The sequence below is a fragment of the Rhodopirellula sp. P2 genome, assembly GCF_028768465.1.
Taxonomy (GTDB): Bacteria; Planctomycetota; Planctomycetia; order Pirellulales; family Pirellulaceae; genus Rhodopirellula.
Map to the genome: position 1 here is coordinate 3,113,297 of NZ_CP118225.1, position 21,146 is coordinate 3,134,442.

A 21,146-nucleotide genomic window follows, 5' to 3' on the forward strand; every position below is an offset into this window, starting at 1 on the left:
GTTATCGGCACAACCCACCGATCAGGATGAGTCGTTTCGTTTCCGATTGTCGGTCCAGATGTTAGAATTTTGATCTGGAGCGGTTTGAACACCGTCCAATCTGGAGCGTAGACTCTGGTTCATCTCGGACACGGAACGTCCTCGATTTCCCTCCCGTCACCCACCCACCTGTTGTGAATTCATGACCACTCTGAAAACTCGTGTCCTCGTTGGCATGATGGTGCTCGGAACGCTGTTGACCGGTCCGCTCGCGTCCGCTTGCCCGTTTTGCAGTGCCGTGTCGCAAACGCTCCGGCAGGAGATGGAGGTGATGGACGCGGTGGTTGTCGCAACGGCGTTGCAGAGCGATCTGACACGCAATGCCGACACCGGAGAGGTCAAGATGCGAATCGAGACCGTGCTCAAAGGCGGCGAGCACGTGGAAGTCGGCCAAACCGTCACCGCGGTTTACTTTGGTGATGTGGCCAAGGGACGCCGGTTCATGCTCAGCGGGGTCGATCCCCGGGACATGCAGTGGTCTTGCCTGCCACTGAACCCCAAAAGCGAAAAGTACCTGGAAAGCATCACCCAGTTGGCCGACAAAGAGCCGTCCGAGCGGCTGTTGTTCTATTACGACTACCTGCAAGACGAAGACTCGATGTTGTCGCGGGATGCGTACGACGAGTTCGCCACCACACCGTATGAAGAAATCAGAAAGATCGAATCCGCTTTGGATCACGACGCTTTGGTCAGTTGGATCCAAGACCCCGAGATGTCCCCCGAACGCAAACGCATGTACTTGACGTTGCTGGGCATCTGCGGCGGCGAAGAAGACCTGCCGATGCTGGAATCAATGCTGAGAAGCACTCAAAAGAGCTCGCGGTCAGGGCTCGATGCTTTGATCGCCTGCTACCTGACCTTGGGGGGAGAGAAAGGCTTGTCCGTCATCGATGAGCTGTTCCTGGAGAACCAGCAAGCCTCTTACGCGGACACCTATGCGGCCATCATGGCGCTGCGGTTTCACGGCAGTGAAGGTGGGGTGATCGCTCGCAGTGCCTTGGTTCCCTCGCTGCACCACATTCTCGAACGACCCGATTTGGCGGACTTGGTGATTCCCGATTTGGCTCGTTGGAACGACTGGAGCCAAATCGCTCGGATCAAGCAATTGTTCCTGGACGCGGACGCTGAGAACAATTGGGTTCGGGTTCCCGCTGTGAATTACTTGCGAGCGTGTCCGAAACCTGAGGCCGCTGAGGCCATCAAAGAGCTCGAGAAAGTGGATCCCGATAGCGTGCGCCGGGCCAACACTTTCTTTGCCGTTCCCAAACCATCTGCGAACGTGAAACCCGTCGCGCAGTGACCCGTTGACCTGTCTCAGGCCGCTCGGCGACCGTTCGATGCAGAGTGCTCGGTGACAGTGGTGTCATGGGCATGGGACAAAGGCTGGAACGGGATCGTCGGTCCGGCCGTTTCGTGAGCATCGCTTTCGTGCAATTGCCCGCGTTCCAAGAATCGAAGCGTCATCTCAATCGCCTGAGGATGCTGAACCAATCGCTGGTGCGAGGTTGGAACCACGGCATGGTCCCTTTGCCCGTCCAAGTGAGTCGCAGTCTGAGAAACGATCCAGTCGTTCTGGGCCGCGATCACGCCCACGTCGAATCGCTGAAGGCGAGGCAGCCGATTGACCAGGCTGTCCTCTTTCTCGGACAGTTCGACGAGTTGCGGGAATTGACTGGCAAAGGGGCCCAGCGGAAGCCGCGTGAGCCAGGATCCCTTGTTCGGTGGCGCCAGCATCAGCAATCGCCCGCACTGATTTTTGGCGAGCGTTTCCATTCGAGACTGCGCGATCGCAGCACGCACAATGATGCCGCCCATGCTGTGCGCGACAAAGTGGATTCGGCGGATGTCCGGTCGAGCCATCGCTGCCTGAATCAATCCCACCAGTCGGCTGGCGTGTGACAGGATCGAGCCTCGCAGGCTGGGGTATTCCCACACCGCACATTCATAGCCAGCCGTTGTCAAAAGATCCGCGATGGGGTCCAGACTTTGACCGCTGGACAAAAAGCCATGCGTCGCGATCACCATGTCGTGGTGGACGTGGTTCTTGCCGTTTGCAATTTTGAGGGTGTGCCGATCCATAAGCGTGTTATCGGTCACGCCCTCGCCAAATTTTGCTCAAAATTCAGGGCTAACGACCCTGGGAGGTTTGGGGTGGATCGGTAGCTTGGTCGGCACTTGGTTCGCTTGCTTGGCGAGCCCTGGGCGGACTGTCCTCATCAATCAGGATTCGGACAGCGGGTGATTCCAGGTCGTCGTACTGACCGCCCCGGATGCACATAATGCACGCAAACATTCCCCCAGCGCCAAGCAGCAGTGCCAATGGCAGCGCAATGAAGAGAACACTCATGTTTTTTTCTCGCGAAAAATGGGCCACGCCAGCGTGAGGGCAAGCACCGTGACCGAACTGATCGGCATCAAAACCGCCGCGACGAGTGGACTGATTCGCCCCGTCATCGCGAGGGCAACCGCAATCACATTGTAGCTGAGGGAGGCAGTGAACGCCGTGTAAATCAAGGCCTGTGTCCGTCGAGAGGCACGAATCAAGTCGTCGATTGCGATCATGCTGTCGGAGGCAACGTAGATCGGTGCGGCCTGAAGGCTGACCTCCGCACCTCCACGAACCGCAATTCCAACATCCGCTGCGGCCAGCGCCGCGGCATCGTTCGCGCCGTCGCCGACCATCACCGTCGATCCTTGGGAATGATCTCGGACGTGTTTCAGTTTGGCTTCCGGCGACAAACCTCCCAGCGCGTGAGAAGCATCCACTCCCAATTGTTGGGCGACGTGAGCGACAATCTGGGGGTGATCACCCGAAAGGATCCCGACCTGCCAGCCGCGGTCCCGAAGCGATCCCAGAAAGCCAGCGACGTTGGGTTTCAGCGGATCGCTGATGGCGAGCACGCAGGTCGCGATGTCATCGATCGCAATCACACTGGGGCTGGCCGATTGATTGGTGCAATGTTCGCACGCTGCCAAAATGGAATCGCTGAGCGCAACATGGTGTTGTTGCATGAATGATAGGCTGCCCACCAAAATTCGATGCCCATCGCTCTCGCCGGAGACCCCCCCCACATGCACTTGGTCAAGCTGTGCGTGGGTTGGAATGTCCAGGTCACGCCGACTGGCTTCGCGTTGAATGGCAATCGCGATCGGATGCTCGCAACTGCGTTCGATCGCGGCGGCGTGAGCGATCGCAGATGCATCGCCTTCCATAAATTCCGCTCGCGGTTTGCCTTCGGTCAACGTGCCGGTTTTATCGAACCAAATCGTTCCCACGGAGGCCAGTGTTTGCAGTGAAGAACCATCTCGAATCAAAATCTTTCGTTTCGCTGCCCTTCCCAGTGCAACCGCAATGGCAAGTGGCGTCGCCAGAGCCAACGCACAGGGGCAAGCAACGATGAGCAGCGAAGTCGCATGGGATGCCGCGGGCCCAAATCCATCACTCAGCCACACGAAGAACGTGATGCCAGCTAGCAGTGTGACGATGACCACGAAGTAGCCACCAATGGAATCCGCCAGTTGAACGATGGGTGTCTTTTGCGAGGCGGCTTCTTCGACCGATTGCATGACCTGGCCGATGCGACTTTCGCGGCCGACGGACGTGACCTGGATGTCCAGCGGACTTTGCAAGTTGACCGTTCCCGCAGAAACCGATTCACCGACTTGGACCGAGACAGGGAGGCTCTCTCCGGTCAGCAGCGATTGATCGATTGATGATTGCCCAGCCAGAACGGTCCCGTCCACGGGAACGCTCTGCCCTGCCATCACGCGAACCGAGTCGTCGGGCCGCAGGTTGTCGACGAGGACAAGTTCCGTTTGGTCGTTCTGCAGGATCCGATGGGCGTGACGCGGTGTGATCCGCAGCAGCAAATCGACTGCCTTGGCGGCCCGATGCTGCTGGTGAAATTGAATCCAGCGTCCGATCAGCAGCAGGAACACCAACACCGCCAACGAATCGAAGTAGGACTCGCCCTGCCCTGTGACCGCAGCGATCACTCCCGCCAGGGTGCCAACGGACAGCCCGAGTGCGACGGGCAGGTCCATGTGCGGCGTTCGGGTTTTGATCGATGCCCAGGCACCTTGAAAAAAGGTGCGTCCGGGCAACAACACCGCTGCCAGTCCCAGTCCCGTCCCGGTCCACCTCAGAAACGACCAGTGGGAGGCTTCCACATCGGACGCCTCTCCTGCGTACAGCGCGATGGCAATCCACATCGCATTGGCGGCGCAGAAGCCAGCGAAGGCGATCTGAATCAGCAGCCGATGATTTTCCTGGCGAAAGTGATCTTCGCGGTGTTCAGGAAGTGGCGACAGTTCGTAGCCCAGTCGATCAAGTGGTTGAGCGATTCGGCTGAGCGAAATGAGCTTGGGATCAAACACGACCCGCATGGTGTGTTCGCTCATCTTGACCCGCGCGTCCAGCCAACCCGGCGTTCGCGTGGCAACGTTTTCAATCAGCCAGGCACAGGCAGCGCAGTGCAGCCCATGCACGGCCAATTCGCACAGCATCGTCCCATCGGACTGCTCGATGGGTTGGGATGCTCCCAGGTAATCAGCTCGATCAAAGACGGTGTATCGTTCGTGCAGGGTCTCTTCGGAGGACGAGTGCCCGACGCGATCGATTGGTTGACCGCCACCTGCTAGCTGATCTCGCAGGCCGTAGTAATTCTCGAGGCCCCAGCCGTGAATCAACTCGTAGGCGCCTCGGCATCCATGGCAGCAGAAAACGGTCTGCGGATCCGTGTCGCGATGCACATCGGTCGGCTCACCGCAATGGATGCAAGGCAGTGTCACGTCGATCGACGACGACGCTGCGTCCTTTGACGCGTCCAGTTTCGAAGCCATGACGTGCGATCACTCTTCAGGCGATTCGCAGGGAATGCCTTCGGCGCAGCAACATGGCAGCGGAGTCGCGGTCAACTCCGAGAGCGTTTGTTGCGAGTTGGACCCGTCCAAATCCAGGTCCACGTTGGCGCGGATGTCCGTCAGCGATTGCAAGTCTGCAAATCCTCGGCCCGATGCGGTGTACCCACCGGTGATGATCAGCGTCGCGGCGGCCGCGGCGGGGATGAACTTAGTGAATCGACGCGACAACGATTGGGTGCCGGCGATCAAGGCGGTGAGGGCCGGGACCGTGCCCAACCAGAACGCTGCCATCACCAAACCACCATTGAGCGTTTGACCCGTTCCCGCGGCGACCAGTGCAAACAGGTACAGCCATCCACAGGGGAGCAGTGTCGTCAACATCCCAATTGCGAGGGCTCGGCCAGCGACGGGCAACTGAAAAATGAGGGGGCGTAAGCGAACCAGGGCACCGCCAATGCGGGAGGGCGTGATCGGTTGGGCGGCGGATCGATTGACGGAAACAATCTGCCACAGTTTCCAAATGCCGAGTGCCATCATGATCGTGCCCACGACACGTGCGGCGGCCAGTTGAATCCCAAGTGTCTCGCCACCGATTTCGACCAAGCTGCCAATGGTGCCGGCGATCAATCCGGCCAACACGTACGTCAGCAGACGCCCCAGGTGGTACAGCGTGGTGGACCAGACGACGGTTGCTTTGGGTTGTTTCTCACCAGCACCGCTGGCCCAAATCGCGAGCGGGCCGCACATGCCAACGCAGTGCATGCTGCCTAACAAACTCGCCGTGACCACGGCACTGGCTAACATCCACATCTCAGTTTTCCAGTTCGAGTGTGCGTGACAGGGTCATCGGTTCTCCCGCTCCACCAATGCTCACTTCCACTTGCCAAAGGCCATGCTGAGGCATGGATGCCATGCCCAGGTAGCGTCCGCCGCCTGTGCTCGGCAAGTCAATTGCTTGGAAAGCAGCCGCATCAGCATGTCGATAAATCATTGCCTCGACGTTCAGATCGTCCAAGGCCTCGCCCTGTTGATTGTGAAGCTCCACCGAAATGGCGCGTTGGCCTTTCGCGTCGGAGATGTTCGAGACGATGACATCGACCTCCCATCCCAAGCGATCCGATGCCAGGGATGCACGATGCGATTTGTCCCAGTTCAAAGCAGCTTGGTGATAATCGGGAACCACCGCCAAGGCCGGATCACCGATCGCCAGTTTGAGCGCGGTGCCGAGGATGGTGGACTGAATCGCGAAGAGCAACAGCACCAAGGAAATGTAGAATCGCTTGGCACGACGCTCGTCTTTCTGCTGCGTTTCCACGGATGGCGTGGGATCGGTATTCGATGACATGATTAGCGGCGTGGCCCCAGGACCTTCATTGAGATAGTGCGTTCGTTGCCGCTTTGATCCTTGACCGTCAGGTCAATGGATTCGTTTCCATCGCCCATGGTCATCGACGAAGGAAAGTTCAATCGGATCGGCAGCAGTTTGGATTCAGCGGGCTCGAGTCGTTGAGCGTCTGTGTCAATGATCTCAACTTGAATACTCGAGTGATCCGTCGACAGTTCATAGGTCTGAGGGATCTCAGTCCGATTGACCAACCGCAAGTTGAAGGCGTTGGAAACTTCCTTGGCACCCAGCAGGGAATACGGCGCTCCACGCCCGCGAAGGATTCTCGCGTCAAACCCGCTTTTGCTGGAAATCGCCATGGCCAAACCGGAGAAGACGCCGACCAAAACGATCGGGTAGATGATCGTTCGTGCACGCAACAGCTTCTTGGGTTTGCGAGCGATCGCGTCTTGCGAACTGTAGCGAATCAAGCCCTTTGGTTTGCCCACCTTGTGCATCACGTCATCACAAGCGTCGATGCACTGAGTGCAGTTGATGCACTCCATTTGCAGGCCATCGCGAATGTCGATTCCGGTTGGACAGACAACCACACATTGTTGGCAATCCACGCAGTCACCTGCCTCGTTCCCGCGGACAAGATCGATTCCGCGGTCATCATCGTGGGTTCGCTTTCCCTTGATGCGAGGTTCGCCGCGAGCTGGATCGTAGGCGACAATCTTGGATTGCTCATCGAGCATGACGGATTGAAAACGTCCGTAGGGGCACGCGATCAAACACATTTGCTCTCTGAAAAATAGAAAGTCAAACAGCATCAACCCGGTGGTGCCCGCCATCACGAGGAACGCGGAGGGGTGATCGATCGGCGAACTTCGAACCCACAGGGCGAGTTTCTCGGTGCCAACAAAGTAGGCCAAGAACGTGTGAGCCAGAAACATGCAGAGGACAAGGTAGACGGCGAAGCGTGCAATCTGCCAAACCGGACTGATTCCGCGGGCGGGTTTTCCGCCTTTGCCCACGGTGCCATCAAAGAAACGATCGATGGGACGGAACAGGAATTCCATGTAGACCGTCTGCGGGCAGGCCCAGCCGCACCACGCTCGTCCTGTGATCGCGGTGATCAGGACAATGCTCACGAACACGCTGAGCATGAACAACGCCAGCACCAATGTGTCGGTGGGATAGAACGTTTTGCCCAGCACCGTGAATTCACGGGCGGCAATGTCCAGCAAAATCAGAGGCTTGCCACCGATCCGCAAATGCGGGATCGCAACAAAGACCACCATCAAAATGTAGGCGGTGACCCGTCGGCGTTTCCACCACTCGCCCATTGAGAGTTTGGGCCGGAGCCAACGGCGACTGCCATCGGCTTCCAGCGTGCTCAGCACGTGTTCCTCTGGCTTGAGCAGCGATTCACTGCCTTGAGACGAACCACCTCCACCAGATGTCCCGTCGCGATCCGCTGCGTAACACACCTTGCAAGGTGAAGGCGAAAACAGAGGCAACGAGGTTCGCGTGGACATTGTACTGAGGCTTATTCTTCGGGGGTTTCGGGAGCGGCTTCAACGGGTTCGGGCCAAGGTGGGATGGTCTTGCCTTCTGGCCCACGACTGCTTTCGATGTTCTTGCCACGCAGAGTGGCGACATAGGCAGAAACCAGAACAACCTCATTGGGATGCAATCGATCGGCCCACTTTGGCATCGCTCCGCCACCGGCACCATTGTTGATGACTTTGGCGATGTCTTCGATCTCTTTGACGTTCTTGAAATAGTCGTCCGTCAGGTTGGGACCAACTTGGCCTTCGCCTTCGCGACCATGGCAAGAGATGCAGTTGGCTTTGAAGACCGATTGACCGACTCGAACCCAGTTGGGTTTTTCCATGTAGGCGACCAGAGTCGCTTGATCGGGCGTCAGGTCACCAATTTCTTCAAACTGCAAACGAGTGTTCTCAGCCAGCGCGACCCCATACAGGTCTTCCACCGAACGGCCAGACACCCCGTTGTGGTAGTACAGGAAGTAGAACGGGCTGAAGACGATGGAAGAGATGAACAACCACTTCCACCAACCCGGCAACGGATTGTCAAACTCTTCGATCCCGTCGTAGGCGTGATCGGTCTTCGGAGCGTTGTCGTATTCTGGCACTTGGCTCATGGTCGTGGGTCCTCCACATCGTCGCTCAGAGGAATCGAAGCGAATCGATCAGATGCATTTTTAGAAAGTCGAAGTGTTCCGTACGTCATCGTGGCAAAGGCGACGACGAACAGAGCGAGTGCCAATTCGGCAAACATGGAATAGTCGAGAGCACTGACAAGATCTCGGATCATGACGTTCTCACTGGAGGGTGTTGGGGGAGCGTTGGAAACGCATTTTGATCAATCCTTCGGGCTACTTCGCGGCAGCGTCTTCCGAACTTGCTTCCGGGGTGAAGTCCCCGTCAGCGACTTCTTCGGTGGTTTCCGCCTCTTCCCCTTCGACAGCTTCAGGAGCAGCTGGCTCCTCTGTCGCCGCAGGTTCTTCCGTCGCGAACAAATCCACACCCACCCGTTGCAGGTAAGCAATCAAAGCAATCGCTTGCTTTTCATAGGCCTTGGCCGGTCCGCCTTGGGCGACAATGTCAGCGGCGATGTATTCCGCTTGCTTGTAAGCGACTTCCGCCGTGTTGTTCAGGTCCTCTTCCGTGTATTCGGCGCCGAGGTAGGCGGCGACCTTCACGTGCGGGGCAATGGCGTCGTAATTCATGTCTTCGGTCAACAAATGCCCATAGGCTGGCATCACGCTGCCCGGCGAAACATTTTCTGGATTCTCGAAGTGGGTCCAGTGCCAAAAACTGCTTTGTTTTCCACCTTCGCGAGCCAAGTCAGGACCGATACGGCGGCTGCCCCACTGGAATGGTCGGTCATAAATGAACTCGCCCGGTTTGCTGTATTCGCCATAGCGTTTCGTTTCCGAAACGATGGGACGAATCATTTGGGAGTGGCAGTTGTAGCAACCTTCGGAGACGAAGATGTGTCGTCCCGCCAGTTCCAGCGGTGTGTAGGGTTTGACCGTCGCAATGGTCGGCACGTTGGACCGGATCAGGAACGTCGGAATCACCTCGAACAAGGTTGCCACGACGACAGCGATGGTTGTGAACACCGTGAAGCGAACGGGCAAACGTTCCCAGCGGCGGTGCCATCCCATCTGGCTCCAGATGCTGACCTTTTTACCCAGTTCCAAAACCGGCGCGTCATCAATGGGGCTGGTCGGTGTGGGCGTGTGATCCACGTAGCTTTTGGATAGACGCGGCGCGGTGTGCACCGGGTTCTCGTATTCGGCGGGACGTCCCATCCAGGTCATCATCGCGTTCAGGCCCAGCATCAGCATGCCGCTGACATACAGCACGCCACCGACCACTCGCAGCCACCACAAGGGGACGATGGATTGAGTCGTTTCGATGAAGTCGGGGTACATCAAGTGGCCGGTGTCATCCATGGCTCGCCACATCCAACCCTGCATCAAACCAGCGGCGTAGATGGGGATGATGTAGAGCAGAATCCCAATGGTTCCGGTCCAGAAGTGCAGGCTGACCAGCTTTTCGCTCCACATCTTGGTTTGGAACAATCGTGGCAGCATCCAGTACAGCATTCCGAACACCATGAACCCGTTCCAGCCGAGCGCTCCGGCGTGCACGTGAGCGATGGTCCAGTCGGTGTAGTGAGTGAAGGCATTGATCGACTTGATCGACAGCATGGGGCCTTCAAAGGTGCTCATCCCGTAAAACGTGACACCAACAACGAAGAACTTCAGCACTGGGTCGGCCGCGACCTTGTGCCAAGCACCACGCAGAGTCAGCAACCCATTGATCATGCCGCCCCAACTGGGCATCCAGAGCATCAAGCTGAACAGCATCCCAATCGTGCTGGCCCATTCAGGCAGCGCGGTGTAATGCAGGTGGTGAGGACCGGCCCAGATGTAAATGAAAACCAGGGACCAGAAGTGAATGATGCTCAGCTTGTAACTGAACACAGGTCGTTCCGCAGCCTTGGGCAAGAAGTAGTACATCAAGCCGAGGAACGGTGTCGTCAAAAAGAAGGCAACCGCGTTGTGGCCGTACCACCACTGCATGAATGCGTCTTGGACGCCAGCGTAGATGCTGTAGCCTTTGAACCAACCAGCGGGGATGACCAGGTTGTTGAACACGTGCAACAGCGCGACCGTCACAATCGTGGCGATGTAGAACCACAACGCCACGTACATGTGTCGTTCGCGTCGTTTGATCAACGTCATCAGGAAGTTGCCACCAAAGATGAACAACCACACCACGGCGATCAGGATATCGATCGGCCATTCCAGTTCCGCGTACTCGCGGCTCTGGGTGATTCCCAGTGGCAGCGTGATGGCTGCTGAAACAATGACAAGTTGCCAGCCCCAGAAGTGCATGCGGCTGAGCACGTCGCTCCACATGCGAGCTTTGCAAAGTCGCTGGGTGCTGTAGTACACCGCGGCAAAGATTCCGTTGCCGGCAAAAGCAAAGATGGCGGCGTTGGTGTGCAGAGGGCGGAGGCGGGCAAACGAGAACCAAGGCAAACCGCCTGTGATCGACGGAAGCACCAGCAGCACCGCGACGATCAAGCCGACCAGCGTGGCGACGATGCCCCACACGATCGTGGCAGTCGCAAACAAACGGACAATGCCGTCGTCATATTGAAACTGTTCCAGCCGAACTTCTTCTGTGCCTGAGTCCGATGACAAGGCTGCGTCACCAGGACCGTTCGTCGGCGTACCAGTCGCCATTTCTATCCTCTGATTTCCTTAGTTGAACAGCATCCAAACACGAATGCGGCAACACCCCTCAGCCAATCGCCTAGGGCACCGGTGATCAGTGATGGTCACCTGCTACCATTAAAAACTTACTCGTCGAAAAAACCCATACCGCCACCTGTAGAATATCGTTTCCGCGACATTACGCCACGGAATTCGCCGTCCACGGGGGACGGTCTTTCGCCGGGCAAGGGAATGGGGCTGCAGCAGCTTTGTATCACAAAAGTCCAAATCGGGGGTGTGGGATTCATTTGTCCGGCAAGCGATTCAAACAAAAAAGCCTTTGACAATTCGTCTTTCGCAAGACGTTTCGCCAAAGGCTTTCAGGAATGCAATTGACCCGCTTGGTGAAGGGCGGGAAAGCTGGTTAAGCAGCGGGTTTAAGATAGGACGACAGGCGTTCGGCACGCGAAGGGCTCTGCATCTTCGCAACGGCCTTGGCTTCGATCTGACGCACTCGTTCCCGAGTCACTTTGAAGATCCGGCCGCACTCTTCGAGGGTGTAGCTGTATCCGTCGACGAGGCCGTAACGCAAACGAATGATTTCTCGTTCGCGGAAGGTGAGTGTCTTCAGCAGTTCATCGATCTTGTTGCGAAGCATGCCGCTGGCGGCGATCCGAACGGGATTGTCGGTTTCGCTGTCTTGGACAAATTCACCGAAGCTGCTGTCTTCGCCTTCTCCGACCGGGCGGTCGAGGCTGACGGGGTGGCGTCCGATGTCCATCACGCGGCGGACTTCTTCCAACGGCACGTCGGTCGCTTCGGCGATGTCTTCGTAGGTGGGTTCGCGACGCAGTGTTTGCGTCAGGCGCTTTTGTGCTTGGCGAAGTTTGCTGAGCACGTCGATCATGTGAACCGGGATTCGAATCGTGCGAGCTTGGTCAGCGATGGCCCGCGTGATCGCTTGGCGAATCCACCAAGTTGCGTAGGTGCTGAACTTGAAGCCGCGGCGGTACTCGTATTTGTCGACCGCTCGCATCAAACCGGTGTTGCCTTCTTGGATCAGGTCCAGGAATGACAGTCCGCGGTTGCGGTACTTTTTGGCGATCGATACGACCAGGCGAAGGTTGCCGGCGCTGAGTTCACGCTTGGTTGTTTCGTATTGGTCGAAGTGGCGGCGAACCTTGGCCATTCGGTTGTGCAAGCTGGTTGGGCTTTCTTGCGTGACCAGCATCAGTTCGCGAAGTTCTTGACGCAGGTCAGCCGCTTCGTCACGGCTCATCGCGTCATTGCCCAGTTCGACCAAGCGCTCGCGAATGAACGTCATGCGGCCGGAGATCTTTTCGAGTTGGTGCAGCAGTGGGGTGACCCGGCGGCTTCGCAGCGAAAGTTCTTCCACCAATTCCAAGCATTTGCGGCGGCGACGCAGGAATTGCTTGCGGACTTCGGCTTTCAGTCGAGGCGAGGCACTGCGGCGAACCAGGATTTCGAAGTCAGTTTTGTTCTTGGCGATCAGATCATTCAGCGTTCGCAAGTTGTGCGGCATCCGCTGAGAGATTTGCTCTTTGGTCAATCGCTCGGTGAGCGAGACTTTGATCGTGCGGTCGAAGGGGAGTTCGCCCGCATGGACCTTTTGCAATGTGTCGACGGTGGCTCGCAAGGCGTAGTCCGTTTCCAGCAACGAGCGACGGTATTGCTTGCGAGTGATTTCGATTTTCTTCGCCAGTGCGATCTCTTCTTCGCGAGACAGCAAGGGGATCTCGGCCATTTGGCTGAGGTACATGCGAATGGGGTCTTCGCTGGCTTTGGGCAGATCAGCCGATGAGAAGCTTTGGGAAGCGGCTTCGTTTGCCAGGGCTTGTTCGGGCGACTCTTCGTCCGCGCCCAGTTCCGCCGGACGCAAGCCGCGGACATTGGGGGTGGGGCGGCGTGCGGCGGCGTCGCGGGCCTTCTTTTCCGAGGCTTCGATCAGTTGGATGCCGCGATTTTCCAGGGCCAACAGGAGTGAGTTGAGCTTCTCTGGATTGACGTCTTCGTCGGGCAGGTATGCGTTGACTTCATCGTAAGTGAGGAAACCATCCTTGGTTCCGCGGGCGATGAGTTGCGAAAGATCTTGGTCCATCAATTGCATCGGAAAAACCTCCTGTTATGGGTCACGTTCCTTCATGGAACGTTCAGTCACGCTGATGTTTGCGGGAACCTGAATCACGTGATTCAGTTCAGCAATGACTGGAGTGTCGTGTTTTGAAATCTTTTCAAATGCGATTCATCATGAATCGCGAAACGCTTCCGTTGGGTCCGGTGTCGTGGCTCCTTTTCGTGGCGGTCTTGGTGGGTTCGTCTTAGCGTGGCGTTTGCCGGATTCGCTCGGCGGCAAAGAGTTGTTCCAGCATCGCGAGCTCTTCGTCTTCGGGCAAGGATGCGGATTGTAATTTTGCAATCTGACGGGACTTCTCAGCGTCAAATTCACGTTCGCGAAATCGAGTCAAGATCGCGGTGTATCGTAGGTGGGGCTCGTCTAAAACGTGTCCCGCTCGCTGTTCGATTCGCTCTTGCAAACTGATGATTTGATTTTTCAAAAAATCATTTTCGAGCAGGACAAGCACGGAGTCGACATCCAGGTCGCGGCCTTGCAGATCCAGGTCTTGGTAGGCGGACAGGAGCATCTTGGCGGTGTTGGAGTACAGCCAAGACGGGTCGATTGATTCGACCGCCATCGCGGCGACTTCGGGGGACTCGATCAGGGTCTCAAACAGCTCGCGGTCAACGCCCGTGATCGGGGTGCCTTGTTCTGGTTCGTGAGCTTGCGGTGGGGCAGGATGGTGCTGGTTGGGCCGCTGCGGGCCAGGCTGGGCATTGGGACGCTGAGGATGGGACGCGCCAAAATCGCTTGGGGCCGAGGAGCTGTAGTCGTCGAAGCCTTCGTCGATTCCAAATGCGGCGGCGTCTTCCATCGCTGCTTGCGCGAACGGGTCGAAGTCGTCCATGGGAGCCGCAGCGGCGGGTGGTCGGGCAGCCGGTCTCTGTGGCGCCGGGGCCCCGCTCGGTTTTGATTTCGGTGGGCCGTTGCTGGTGTTGGCTTTGCGGTAACGAGCTTGCTTGCGTTCGCGTTCAGCGGATTCTTCGCGAACCGTTTCGAGACGCCGTTGCAGCCGCTCGACGGGCAACCCAAACGTTTGGCTCATGCGAACCAGCAGCTGGTCGATCTTCAGTTCGGTTTTGTCGCTCTTGGCCGGTGTCTTGGTCAGCACGCTCAGCATCGTTTCGATCGCAGTCGTGACCCGGTGTGTGTCGCGAGTGACGTCGACGCCTTCGGTCAAACGGTTCAGTTTGTGGTCCATCGCATCGGGAGCTTTCCCTGCCATGTCCAGCAAATTCGCAGCGGATTGTTGGGCCAGGAAGTCGGCCGGGTCCAGTCCATCGGGGAGCGTCAGGATTCTCAGGTCAGCGTCGGCGGTGACGAACAGTTCCAGGACTTCTTCAGCCCGGCGTTTGCCAGCTTCATCGCCATCAAGAACCAGCACGACTCGATTGACAAAGCGTTTGAGCACGCGGATGTGCGACGCCGTCAGGGCGGTGCCCAGGACGGCGACACTGTGGTCGATCCCCGCCATCCGAGTGGCGACGACATCGGTGTAGCCCTCCATGACGAGGACTTCGTCAGCGGCCCGCATTGCGTCGCGAGCCAGGTGCAGCCCGTAGAGTTCGTTGGATTTGCGGAACAACATGGTCTCGGGACCATTGATGTACTTTGCACCGCCGTTGGATCCGTCGCCCTTGGCTTCCGCGATGCGGTTGGCAATCGCGGGGATGATTCGGCCGCCCAGCGAGATGGCATGGCCTTGAGCGTTGTCGATCGGGAACATCAACCGACCACGGAAACGGTCGTAGCAACCCGATTTGCCATCGCGGCCGATCGCGACTCCAGCGGCTTGGGCCACCGCTTCGGAGAACTTGTTTCGTTTCAGTACGTTGACCGCGAAGTCCCAGGAGTCGGGGGCGAAGCCGATCTTGAATAGTTCGCGATGGCTGTCATCAATGCCGCGGCTGGCGAGGTAGTCGCGGGCCATTTTGGCGTCGTCAGACTTTCCGCTGGCCAGTTCGTCGAAGTAGGCCCGGCAGACGAGGTCCACCGCCTTCATCAGGGTGGCTTTGTCGTCGGGGCTGCCCGGTTGAGTTTTGGGGCCGCGATTGAATTCGGGGATTTCGATCCCGGCTCGTTCGGCCAGGCTTCGCAGGGCGGTCGGGAAGTCCACGCCTTCGCGTTGCATGACGAAGCTGAAGACGTCCCCGCCGATGTCACAGACCCAGCATTTCCAAGACTGCCGTTCTTGGTTGATCGTCATCGACGGACGTGCGTCATTGTGGAATGGGCAGCGGGCAACGAAGTGACGGCCCTGCGGACGCAATTCCAGATCATGCCCGATGACATCGACGATGTCAGTCGCGGCGCGAACTCGTTCTTTGACGTCGAAGTCCGTTGAAGAGGACAAACGAACGCTCCTGTCAAAAGGCCGGATCAAAGTGTCGTTGGCGACAAATTCAACCAGCACGAACGCGGGGAGCATCCACCTCAGAAACGACATGCGGCGGGCAAGTCGAGCAAGATCTTCCTTGCTGGCTTGTCAACGGCTGCCGACCCAAATTGGATGCGGTCAGTGGAACGGTCAACCCGGCTCCGCGGCTGCGGAGTGATCGCCACTCTTCCTGAGTGACCGGCGGTTCGACGTTCCCTTTGGCAAACTGGGAAGGACGAGGTGCCGAGGCAAATTTCGATCCGGTTACATCCCTGTAGCGTAGTGTGTCAGCCGCGGCGGGGGGAATTCCCCAATTGGCAGGCTGCCCGCTTCGTTACAAGCATGCGAGAAGTTTGCTGGGGTTTCACGGACACGTCAATACCAATCTGTGGCGAAAGTGCAGGGGGCAAACTCTTTTCAATTTTCTTGCCTCGGGGCCATCCAACGCCGGGATCAAGCGTTCTCAGGCAGAGGGGCATCGGAAGAACCTCGCTTCTCGGCTACTTTGGTTCGGGACGGCAAACGGGGTGCCCCTCCTGTTTGCCGTGCGTGTCCTGGGTGCTTGGTCGCCCGCATGACTCACTCCCAAGCCTCTTTGTAATTCTTCATGGCGACCGCAACTTCGTCTTACCACGATCCCAATCCGGACTCGCATCACGTCGCCGCAACGACGTGGAGCGGTCGTGTGCGGGTGTGGAAAAAAATCTTCAGCACCGCTCTGTCAGAGCGTTTGGTGTATCGCGGGGATTTCGCGCTCGGGACATTGATGCGGTTCCTGCCGATCGTCACCCAGATCTTTTTGTGGTGGGCGATCTACGATTCGATCGCCGCCAGCCAGGCTGCCGAGAAAATGGTCGAGTCAGCAGTTGGCGGGGCTCAGCTTGATGCCGCCACCGATGCGGTGCAGATCGGCGGGTTCGGTTTTCGAGACATGGTGGCGTACTACTTGATCACCATGTTGGCCCGCGCCTTCTCCAGCATGCCGGGGTTGGCGTCCGGCATCGCCCTTCAAATTCGCGAGGGTGAGATCAAGCGGTATCTCATTCAGCCCATCGATTTGCTCAGTTTTCTGCTGATCAACCGGATCGCTCACAAGGTCGCTTATTACGCGATCGCGTTTGCACCGTTCGGGTTGGTGTTCTTTCTCTGTCGCGATTACTTTGTGGGAGGGTTCCCGCCACCGCACCTGTTCCTCGCGTTCTTGGGATCGCTGGTGATGGGGTTCCTGATTGGCTTTTTCCTCGAAGCGGCCATCGGGATGATTGGATTCTGGTTCCTGGAAGTCTCGTCCTTGCTGTTTCTTTACATGCTGTTCAGTTTCTTCTTGTCAGGGCACATGTTTCCGATTTCGTTGTTGCCTGACAGCATCGAATGGTTCGTCAATTTGCTGCCCCTGAAGTACTTGGCGTATTTCCCTGCCGCTGTGTTCCTGGGGAAAATTCCTGACGAAGACCTGCCGATGGAAATGGCGATCGAAGCGGCCTGGTTGACGTTCTTCATCGTCGTTTGTCGTTGGTCTTATTCCCGCGGTGTGGCTCGCTACAGCGGGTACGGAGGTTGATCCGATGCAGTCCAAATCAACAACGAACGAGGCGAATCAAGGCAATCCTTCGATGGACGACCAGTGGATGAGCGAGTCTGGGAGCTCGGGACGAGAAACCGGCTCCTCCGAATGGATGCGTTACGTTCGAGTGTTTGGGACGTTTGCGCGCAACAGCTTGGTTCGCGACATGACGTTCCGCGCGAACTTCGTGATTGAATGCGTGAGCAGCATCGGTTGGACACTGATGAACGTCGGCTTCTACCTGATCATCTTCCAGTTCACCGGATCAATCGGAGCGGACACCGGCTGGGATCGCGAGCGATTCTTCCTGTTTCTGGCCACGACCTGGTTCATCAACTCCATCGTGCAAGCGTTCTTCATGCCCAACGCGGAAGAATTCAGTGAGCTGATTCGGACGGGCGGGTTGGACTTTGCCTTGCTGAAGCCGATCGACACGCAGTTTCTGATTTCGTTCCGAAGGGTCAGTTGGTCGTCATTGGCTAACTTCTTGGCGGGGTTGGTGATCGCTGGGGTAGCGCTGTCGAGGTTGGCCACACGAGAGGTCGACCCGCACATACCGAGCGTGTTGTCGCTGGTGCTCTACGTGCTGTTCTGCCTGTGCGGCGTCGTGATCATGTACAGCCTGATGATCTGTTTGTCGGCGACCAGCATTTGGTTGGGCCGAAACCAAACGCTCTATAACTTCTGGTTTTACATCACCAACTTCAGTCGTTACCCGATGGAGATCTACAACCGCGGTTGGGGCACGCCGATGTACGGCTTCTTCACCTTTGTGGTTCCGGTGTTGGTGGTGGTGAACGTTCCCGCTCGTTTGCTGGCCAAGCCAATCGATCCACGGACCAACGAAGAGTGGATGTTGGTCGGTTGGGCGTTGGTCGCCACGGTGCTGAGCGTCACGTTCAGCCGCTGGGTCTTCCGACGGGCACTGGGCAGCTACCGCAGCGCCAGTTCGTAGGTTCGTCATCGGGACGAACGGTCGGGCCCCGGTCGCACCCAGGCACCAGTCGCACCCAGGCACCAGTGCAGCGACAGAGCAGAGGCGTCTCACGCCCCTGTGAGCCGCAGGCCGTTCGGCCCGGTTATCAACCCGGCATCCCCGCCCGCGCTAATCTTCCAGCCAACCAGGACCTCGCCCCCGGTGCTTGAACGCAACCGCGGCTAAGGCCGTGCGGCTCACAAAACCAGCGCCCGTGAGCCGAAGGCCGTTAGGCCCGGTTATCAACCCGGCATCCCCAACCGCGCTAATCTTCCAGCCAACCGAGATCTCGCTCCCAGTGCTTGAACGCAACCGCGGCTAAGGCCGTGCGGCTCACAAAACCAGCGCCCGTGAGCCGAAGGCCGTTCGGCCCGGTTGCCGAGCCGGCATCCCCGCCCGCGCTAATCTTCCAGCCAACCGAGCCCTCGCCCCAGGTGCTTGAACGCAACCGCGGCTAACGCCGTGCGGCTCACAAAACCAGCGCCCGTGAGCCGAAGGCCGTTAGGCCCGGTTGCCAACCCGACATCCCTAACCGCGCTAGCCTTCCAGCCAACCAAGACCTCGCCCCGGTGCTTGAACGCAACCGCGGCTAAGGCCGTGCGGCTCACAGAACCAGCGTCCGTGAGCCGAAGGCCGTTCGGCCCGGTTGCCAACCCGGCATCCCCAACCACGCTAATCTTCCAACCAACCGAGATCTCGCTCCCAGTGCTTGAACGCAACCGCGGCTAAGGCCGTGCGGCTCACAAAACCAGCGCCCGTGAGCCGAAGGCCGTTCGGCCCGGTTACCAAGCCGGCATCCCCAACCGCGCTAATCTTCCAGCCAACCGAGCCCTCGCCCCAGGTGCTTGAACGCAACCGCGGCTAAGGCCGTGCGGCTCACAAAGCCATCGCCCGTGAGCCGAAGGCCGTTAGGCCCGGTTACCAAGCCGGCATCCCTAACCGCGCTAGCCTTCCAGCCAACCAAGACCTCGCCCCAGTGCTTGAACGCAACCGCGGCTAAGGCCGTGCGGCTCACAGAACCAGCGCCCGTGAGCCGAAGGCCGTTAGGCCCGGTTGCCGAGCCGGCATCCCCGCCCGCGCTAATCTTCCAACCAACCAAGACCTCGCCCCGGTGCTTGAACGCAACCGCGGCTAAGGCCGTGCGGCTCACAGAACCAGCGTCCGTGAGCCGAAGGCCGTTCGGCCCGGTTGCCAACCCGGCATCCCCAACCACGCTAATCTTCCAACCAACCGAGATCTCGCTCCCAGTGCTTGAACGCAACCGCGGCTAAGGCCGTGCGGCTCACAAAACCAGCGCCCGTGAGCCGAAGGCCGTTCGGCCCGGTTACCAAGCCGGCATCCCCAACCGCGCTAATCTTCCAGCCAACCGAGCCCTCGCCCCAGGTGCTTGAACGCAACCGCGGCTAAGGCCGTGCGGCTCACAAAGCCATCGCCCGTGAGCCGAAGGCCGTTAGGCCCGGTTACCAAGCCGGCATCCCTAACCGCGCTAGCCTTCCAGCCAACCAAGACCTCGCCCCAGTGCTTGAACGCAACCGCGGCTAAGGCCGTGCGGCTCACAGAACCAGCGCCCGTGAGCCGAAGGCCGTTAGGCCCGGTTGCCGAGCCGGCATCCCCGCCCGCGCTAATCTTCCAACCAACCGAGCCCTCGCCCCGGTGCTTGAACGCAACCGCGGCTAACGCCGTGCGGCTCGCAGAACCAGCGTTCTGTGAGCCGAAGGCCGTTCGGCCCGGTTACCAAGCCGGCATCCCCAACCTCGCTAATCTTCCAGCCAACCAAGCCCTCGCCCCAGTACTTGAACGCAACCGTGGCTAAGGCCGTGCGGCTCACAAAACCAGCGCCCGTGAGCCGAAGGCCGTTCGGCCCGGTTATCAACCCGGCATCCCCAACCACGCTAATTTTCCAGCCAACCGAGCCCTCGCTCCCAGTGCTTGAACGCAACCGCGGCTAAGGCCGTGCGGCTCACAAAACCAGCGCCCGTGAGCCGAAGGCCGTTCGGCCCGGTTGCCGAGCCGGCATCCCCGCCCGCGCTAATCTTCCAGCCAACCGAGCCCTCGCCCCAGGTGCTTGAACGCAACCGCGGCTAACGCCGTGCGGCTCACAGAACCAGCGCCCGTGAGCCGAAGGCCGTTTGGCCCGGTTATCAACCCGGCATCCCCAACCGCGCTAATCTTCCAGCCAACCGAGATCTCGCTCCCAGTGCTTGAACGCAACCGCGGCTAACGCCGTGCGGCTCACAGAATCAGCGTCCGTGAGCCGACGGCCGTTAGGCCCGGTTGCCGAGCCGGCATCCCCAACCACGCTAATTTTCCAGCCAACCGAGCCCTCGCTCCAGTGCTTGAACGCAACCGCGGCTAACGCCGTGCGGCTCACAGAATCAGCGCCCGTGAGCCGGAGGCCGTTCGGCCCGGTTGCCAAGCCTCAGTGTCCCCAGTTGCGGAGGCTCACTTCTTGGTCACTTTCACGGTGCCCGGGGAGATCGGCTTCGTCGTCGACATCCAGCCAGTCGGACACGGCGTCCCAACGCTGAAGTACTTGGCACCGTACGTTCATCGAGTCGCTATGGACGAAAAGGTATGTGGAAGGCAAAACGGTGTATCCGCATAGCCGCAAAGGACAAAGCGACACCGGACAACCAGCATAGCATCGCGACGATTGTGACTGCGAACCAATTGATCGGCAGCGATCGCAAGAACCCAGTTGGAGCGACTCCAAAAGCAACCTCAGCCGACAAGGCACCACACGATAGAATCGCGATGACGGCCGCCCACAGGCCAGAAGTACCAGTCGGATGTCGCATCCAGCCAAGGTAGAACGCTACCAAGGAAGCGACAGCGAGTGGAATGAACAGCTCGCATTCCGGCGAACCGTTTGCGATGCATGAAGACCTTACTCCGAGGTGGACGGCGATCACGGCGGTAGCGATGAGCAGATGGCGTGTCGAGAACTGCAGTAGGTGGTTTTGCATTGTTCGGAATTCCTCATCGGCGAACGGTAGGAATCACGGCGAACGACTTGCAAGCAGTGGAGAAAACGGACCACCCGTCCTCCTTTGAATCACATGGTTCGTCGCTTACGTTGCCCGCAAGCCAATCATGACAGCGTG

14 protein-coding genes and 1 pseudogene are annotated in these 21,146 nt (G+C 58.6%); 4 read left to right on the top strand and 11 right to left on the bottom strand.

From position 1 onward, the window contains the following. Positions 1 to 181 precede the first annotated feature (181 nt). On the top strand, positions 182 to 1,339 hold the full coding sequence (locus tag PSR62_RS10995; RefSeq protein ID WP_274407791.1) for a hypothetical protein: 1,158 nt from the start codon (positions 182 to 184) through the stop codon (positions 1,337 to 1,339). Positions 1,340 to 1,353: 14 nt separating this feature from the next. Here PSR62_RS10995 and PSR62_RS11000 read toward each other — a convergent pair whose 3' ends face one another. The 11 genes from PSR62_RS11000 to dnaG form a co-directional block, all read right to left on the bottom strand. Beyond that, positions 1,354 to 2,118 (bottom strand): esterase/lipase family protein, encoded by a 765-nt coding sequence (locus PSR62_RS11000; RefSeq protein ID WP_274407792.1) that lies wholly within the window; start codon positions 2,116 to 2,118, stop codon positions 1,354 to 1,356. 49 nt (positions 2,119 to 2,167) lie between these two features. Further along, positions 2,168 to 2,386: a cbb3-type cytochrome oxidase assembly protein CcoS gene (ccoS, locus tag PSR62_RS11005; protein WP_274407793.1), complete on the bottom strand. Its 219-nt coding sequence runs from the start codon at positions 2,384 to 2,386 to the stop codon at positions 2,168 to 2,170. Beyond that, positions 2,383 to 4,881 (bottom strand): heavy metal translocating P-type ATPase metal-binding domain-containing protein, encoded by a 2,499-nt coding sequence (locus PSR62_RS11010; protein WP_274407794.1) that lies wholly within the window; start codon positions 4,879 to 4,881, stop codon positions 2,383 to 2,385. Before PSR62_RS11010 ends, ccoS begins: the two co-directional genes overlap by 4 nt. A 9-nt stretch (positions 4,882 to 4,890) precedes the next feature. Next, the gene (locus PSR62_RS11015; RefSeq protein WP_338020162.1) at positions 4,891 to 5,712 is read right to left on the bottom strand and encodes a sulfite exporter TauE/SafE family protein; all 822 of its coding nucleotides are present in this window, start codon (positions 5,710 to 5,712) and stop codon (positions 4,891 to 4,893) included. Between the two features lies 1 nt (position 5,713). Then, the gene (locus tag PSR62_RS11020) at positions 5,714 to 6,247 is read right to left on the bottom strand and encodes a FixH family protein (protein ID WP_274407796.1); all 534 of its coding nucleotides are present in this window, start codon (positions 6,245 to 6,247) and stop codon (positions 5,714 to 5,716) included. Between the two features lie 2 nt (positions 6,248 to 6,249). Beyond that, entirely contained in the window at positions 6,250 to 7,767 is a 1,518-nt protein-coding gene (gene ccoG, locus PSR62_RS11025; RefSeq protein WP_274407797.1) for a cytochrome c oxidase accessory protein CcoG, read from the bottom strand. Between the two features lie 11 nt (positions 7,768 to 7,778). Further along, positions 7,779 to 8,396 carry a cbb3-type cytochrome c oxidase N-terminal domain-containing protein gene (locus tag PSR62_RS11030; RefSeq protein ID WP_274407798.1) on the bottom strand — a complete coding sequence of 206 codons (618 nt, stop codon included), beginning with the start codon at positions 8,394 to 8,396 and terminating at the stop codon, positions 7,779 to 7,781. Further along, positions 8,393 to 8,569: a hypothetical protein gene (locus PSR62_RS11035; protein WP_053061123.1), complete on the bottom strand. Its 177-nt coding sequence runs from the start codon at positions 8,567 to 8,569 to the stop codon at positions 8,393 to 8,395. Before PSR62_RS11035 ends, PSR62_RS11030 begins: the two co-directional genes overlap by 4 nt. 61 nt (positions 8,570 to 8,630) lie before the next feature. Further along, positions 8,631 to 11,018 (bottom strand): cytochrome-c oxidase, cbb3-type subunit I, encoded by a 2,388-nt coding sequence (gene ccoN, locus PSR62_RS11040; RefSeq protein WP_274407799.1) that lies wholly within the window; start codon positions 11,016 to 11,018, stop codon positions 8,631 to 8,633. Positions 11,019 to 11,412: 394 nt separating this feature from the next. Next, on the bottom strand, positions 11,413 to 13,116 hold the full coding sequence (locus PSR62_RS11045) for a sigma-70 family RNA polymerase sigma factor (RefSeq protein ID WP_274407800.1): 1,704 nt from the start codon (positions 13,114 to 13,116) through the stop codon (positions 11,413 to 11,415). 211 nt (positions 13,117 to 13,327) lie between these two features. Beyond that, complete coding sequence (gene dnaG, locus PSR62_RS11050; protein ID WP_274407801.1) at positions 13,328 to 15,571, bottom strand: DNA primase; 2,244 nt, start codon at positions 15,569 to 15,571, stop codon at positions 13,328 to 13,330. 538 nt (positions 15,572 to 16,109) lie between these two features. Here dnaG and PSR62_RS11055 point away from each other — a divergent pair. The 3 genes and pseudogenes from PSR62_RS11055 to PSR62_RS25725 form a co-directional block, all read left to right on the top strand. Continuing rightward, complete coding sequence (locus PSR62_RS11055; RefSeq protein WP_274407802.1) at positions 16,110 to 17,063, top strand: ABC transporter permease; 954 nt, start codon at positions 16,110 to 16,112, stop codon at positions 17,061 to 17,063. A 4-nt stretch (positions 17,064 to 17,067) separates the two neighbouring features. Beyond that, on the top strand, positions 17,068 to 18,021 hold the full coding sequence (locus tag PSR62_RS11060) for an ABC transporter permease (RefSeq protein ID WP_274407803.1): 954 nt from the start codon (positions 17,068 to 17,070) through the stop codon (positions 18,019 to 18,021). A gap of 2,503 nt (positions 18,022 to 20,524) precedes the next feature. After that, positions 20,525 to 20,611 (top strand): annotated as a pseudogene (locus tag PSR62_RS25725) (transposase); the annotation flags it as partial. Positions 20,612 to 21,146 lie beyond the last annotated feature (535 nt).